Annotated in this window: 4 protein-coding genes; all 4 read left to right on the forward strand. The window is 76.0% G+C overall.

Annotation, left to right across the window (positions count from 1 at the left end; genetic code table 11):
• Positions 1 to 118: 118 nt before the first annotated feature.
• Positions 119 to 1480 (forward strand): hypothetical protein, encoded by a 1362-nt coding sequence (locus H9623_RS19330; RefSeq protein ID WP_227748244.1) that lies wholly within the window; start codon positions 119 to 121, stop codon positions 1478 to 1480.
• A gap of 5 nt (positions 1481 to 1485) precedes the next feature.
• Entirely contained in the window at positions 1486 to 2301 is an 816-nt protein-coding gene (locus H9623_RS19335; protein ID WP_321575308.1) for a sensor histidine kinase, read from the forward strand.
• Complete coding sequence (locus H9623_RS19960) at positions 2298 to 2957, forward strand: response regulator transcription factor (protein WP_321575309.1); 660 nt, start codon at positions 2298 to 2300, stop codon at positions 2955 to 2957. The genes H9623_RS19335 and H9623_RS19960 overlap by 4 nt, the downstream gene beginning before the upstream one ends.
• A 75-nt stretch (positions 2958 to 3032) precedes the next feature.
• Positions 3033 to 4211 carry an epoxide hydrolase family protein gene (locus tag H9623_RS06165; protein ID WP_193719169.1) on the forward strand — a complete coding sequence of 393 codons (1179 nt, stop codon included), beginning with the start codon at positions 3033 to 3035 and terminating at the stop codon, positions 4209 to 4211.
• The last annotated feature ends 41 nt before the right edge of the window (positions 4212 to 4252 follow it).

The following is a 4252-nucleotide window of genomic DNA, read 5'->3' on the forward strand; positions in this document are numbered from 1 at the left end:
CCGGGGCCGCGCGCCCGGCCCCGCCCCCCTCCCCGGCGGCGGGGCCGGGCGCGGGCGTGCGGGTGGAATCGCTCCCGGCCTCTGTCGCACGGGCGGGCCGACGCCCTACCGTGGCGCTGTGGTCGCTGACGCAGACGTGCCACCGGAGTCCTCCGGCCGTGCGGTCGCGCCCGGGGTGCTGCCCGCGCCGGACCCGGCCGCGCACCGGTCGGCGACCGGCCGTCGATCGGCGACCGGTCGCAGGTCGACGCCCGGCCGCGGTGGCCCCGGGACCGGGGGGCTGCCGAGGACGGCCCTCGCGATCGCGATCGCGTCATGGGCCCTGGGTCTCTCGGCGCTCGTCCTGCAGCTCGCGTCGGGCGTCGGCGTGCTCCTCGGCGACCTGCTGTTCGTGGTCGTCGACGCCATGGTCGCGCTCGTCTACGGGTCGGTCGGCGCGATCATCCTGTCGCGTCGGCGGCACGTCGTCGGCTGGTTGGTCTCGCTCGCGGGGATCGGCGGTGGGCTGGCCGCCCTGGGCGGCGGCTGGCGCAGCTTCGCGAGCACGCACCCGGACCTGCCGGCGCTCGAGCCGCTCGCCGCGGCGTACGGTCTGGCGTGGGTCCCGGGGACGGTCGGGCTGTTCGTGCTCGTGCCGTGGTTCGTGCGCGACCACCCGTTGCCCTTGGGCGCGTGGCTCGGGGTCGCGGGCGGTGCGGCCTCGATCCTCTTCTTCCTGCTCGCCCCTGTCGACGACCCGCGGCCCGCGATCCTCGGCGTCGTCGTCATGGGGCTCGTGACCGCGGCCGCGACGTGGTGGCGGCACCGGCACGGACCTCCTGAGGAACGCCGTGGCCTGGGGCTCCTGGCCCTGGGCACGGCGATCATGGCCCTGTCGTTCCTCCCGTTGCTCGGGACGTGGGACTCACCGGACGCGATCCTCGCGCTGCCCCTGACCCACCTCGCGTGCCAGGCCCTGTTCCCCGCGGCGCTGCTCGTCTCGGTCCTGCGCAACCGGCTCTGGGGCCTGGACCTCGCGCTGAGCCGCGCGACGATCGGCGCGCTCCTGACGCTCGCGCTCGTCGTGGTGTACGTCGGGCTGGTGGTCGCGGTGACGGCGATCGTGGGCAACCGGCCGTTCGCGCAGGTGCTCGCCGCCGTCGGGGTGGTGCTCGCGGTCCAGCCGGCCCGCACGTGGCTCCGACGGCGCGTGCGGGCCCTGGTGTACGGCGAGACGACCGACCCCGGGCGGGCGGTGCTGCGCCTGGGCCGTCAGCTCGGCGTCGCGGCGACGGCCGAGGAGCTGCTGCACGGCCTCGTGGCGTCGACCGGCGAGTCGCTCCGGCTCGCGTCGGTGACGCTCACGAGCGGCCGGACCGCGCCGGGCACGGGCCCGCGCGCTGACGACGGACCGCCCGACGGTGCGCCCACCGACTCCGCCCCTGTCCCGACGACCCCGACCGTCGAGGCCTCGTGGGGTGGTCCGCCTCGACCCACGTGACGCACGTGCCCGTCGAGCACGGCGGCCGGGTCCTGGGCGACCTCGCGGTCACGCCCCGCGCGGGCGAGCGCCTCGACGCCCGGACGCGGGACGCGCTCGCCCAGCTGGTGCCCGTCGTCGCGGCGGGCCTCGCGCTGGCGAGCGGCGCGCGCGACCTCGAACGTGCCAAGGACGCCGTGACCCGGGCGCGCCTCGCCGAGCGGCGGCTCGTCCGCCGCGAGCTGCACGACGGCGTCGGGCCGTGGCTGAGCGGGTTGCGGCTCGGGCTGCAGGGAGCGCGGAACACCCTCGCGACCGATCCGGCCGCCGCGGCCGCCGTGCTGGAGGCGCTCCAACGGGAGGTCGAGGAGCGGGTCGACGACGTCCGCACGCTCTCGCGCAGCCTCCTGCCGCCCGCGCTCGACGAGGCGGGTCTCGAGGCCGCGCTGCGCGACCTCGCCGACCACCACGACGCCGACGGGTTCGCGGTCGACCTCGCGTGCGGGCCGTGCGACGACCTCGACCCGCGCGTCGCGGCCGCGGCCTACGCGATCGCGAGCGAGGCCGTCATCAACGCGTCCCGGCACAGCGGGGCCGCGGGCTGCCGCGTCGAGGTCGCCGCCCACCCGCCGGGGCCTCCCGGGACGCTCGACGGGCGGACGCACCTGGTCGTGACGTGCGACGACGCGGGGTCGGGCGTCCGGCAGGACGCGCGCGCCGGCGTCGGGACGCGGTCCATGCGTGAGCGCGTCGAGGAGCTCGGTGGGACCCTGGAGATCGCCCCGCTCGCACCGCGCGGCACGCGCGTGCGGGCCGTCCTCCCCCGGAAGGTCGCGCCGTGAGACCGATCCGCGTGGCCATCGTCGACGACCACCCCGTGTTCCGGATCGGGATGGCCGCGCTGCTCGACTCGCTCGAGGGCGTGACCGTCGTGGCGCAGGCCGCGAGCGCCGCCGAGGCCCGCACGACCCTGGTGGCGCCCGGCGACCTGGACGTCGTCGACGTCGTCGTCATGGACCTCGACCTGGGCGATGGGTCGGGCGTCGAGCTCACGCGCGACCTGGTGCGTTCCCGGCCGGACGTGCCCGTGCTCGTCATGACCATGCACGAGGACGACGACTCGGTCGCGGCCTGCCTGCGCGCCGGGGCGCACGGGTTCCTCGTGAAGTCGGCGTCGCCGCACGAGGTCGAGCGCGCCGTGCGAGCCGTGGCGAACGGCGAGCTGATCCTCGCGCCGGGGGTCGCGGCGCGGGCCGTGGCGAACGTGCTGGGCGCCTCGCGCGTGCCCGTACCGTTCCCGCAGCTCACCGACCGTGAGCGCGAGGTCCTCGCGCTGGTCGCCGCGGGCCTCGACAACACCGCGATCTCGCGGCGGCTGTCGCTGAGCACCAAGACGGTCCGCAACTACGTCGCGGGGGTCCTGGCCAAGCTCTCGCTGCGCGACCGGGCCGCGGCGATCGTGCGGGCACGCGAGGAGGGCCTGGTCCCGGACCGCTGAGTCCCGGGCGTCCGGCGCGTCCGGCGGCGGAGAAGCGGACAGGACCTGACCGCTACCGTGCGTAGCGTCGGGGACATGGACACGACGACGAGCTCCACGATCCGCCCCTTCCGCCTCGAGATCCCGCAGGTCGACCTCGACGACCTGGCCGGACGTCTCGACCGCACCCGGTTCCCCGCCCCGCTGCCGGGTGACGGCTGGGACACGGGCGTGCCCGTCTCCTACCTGCGCGAGGTCGTCGAGCACTGGCGCACCCGCTACGACTGGCGCGCGCAGGAGGCGGCCATCAACGCCCACCCGCAGTTCCTCACCGAGATCGACGGGCAGCGGGTCCACTTCCTGCACGTGCGCTCGCCCGAGCCCGACGCCCTGCCGCTGCTCCTCACGCACGGCTGGCCGGGCTCGTTCGCCGAGTTCCTCGACGTGATCGGGCCGCTCACGGACCCGCGCGCGCACGGCGGCGATCCTGCGCAGGCCTTCCACGTCGTGATCCCCTCGCTCCCGGGCTTCGGGTTCTCGGGGCCCACCGAGGCCGGCTGGGACAGCGCGAGGATCGCGGTCGCGTGGGCCGAGCTCATGCGTCGGCTCGGCTACGAGCGCTACGGGGTGCAGGGCGGCGACGTGGGCGCGGGCGTCTCGCCCGAGGTCGCGCGCGCGACGGGGAGCGACGGCACCACGGGGCCGGTCGTGGGCGTGCACCTCAACGGCAACATCGGCATGGCGCTCCACGAGATCGGGGCGGAGGAGCTCGCGAGCCTCACGGACCTCGAGCGCGACCGCCTGGGCCGGATCGGGCGCTTCATGACCGAGGAGCTCGGCTACGTCTCGATCCAGGGGACGCGCCCCGGGCTGGTCGGCGCGGCGCTCACCGACTCGCCCGTCGGGCAGCTCGCGTGGATCCTCGACAAGCTCAAGGCGTGGACGTTCCCCGCGGACGCCCTGCCGCACGAGGTGCTCGGCTGGGACCGGATGCTCACCGACGTGATGATCTACTGGCTGACCGGCACGGCCGGGTCGTCGGCGTACATGGCGTACGCGAGCGAGAGCGCGTGGGACGCACCCGAGCCACCGACCGGGGTCCCGACGGCCGTCGTCGTGCTCGCGCACGACGTCGGCATCCGCCGGTACGCCGAGGCCCAGCACCGGATCACGCGGTGGACCGACGTCGAGGGCCGCGGGGGGCACTTCGCGGCGATGGAAGAGCCGGAGCTGTTCGTCGCGGACGTGCGGGAGTTCTTCGCGACGGTCCGCTGAGTGCGGAGCAGTTGTAGCCGACCGGGCCGATCCGCGACAGC

This window comes from Oerskovia douganii, from assembly GCF_015142735.1.
Lineage (GTDB): Bacteria > Actinomycetota > Actinomycetes > Actinomycetales > Cellulomonadaceae > Oerskovia > Oerskovia douganii.

Excerpts from the sequence above, each read along its gene's own strand:
- H9623_RS06165 (WP_193719169.1), top strand. The coding sequence starts at position 3,033 with ATGGACACGACGACGAGCTCCACGATCCGCCCCTTCCGCCTCGAGATC.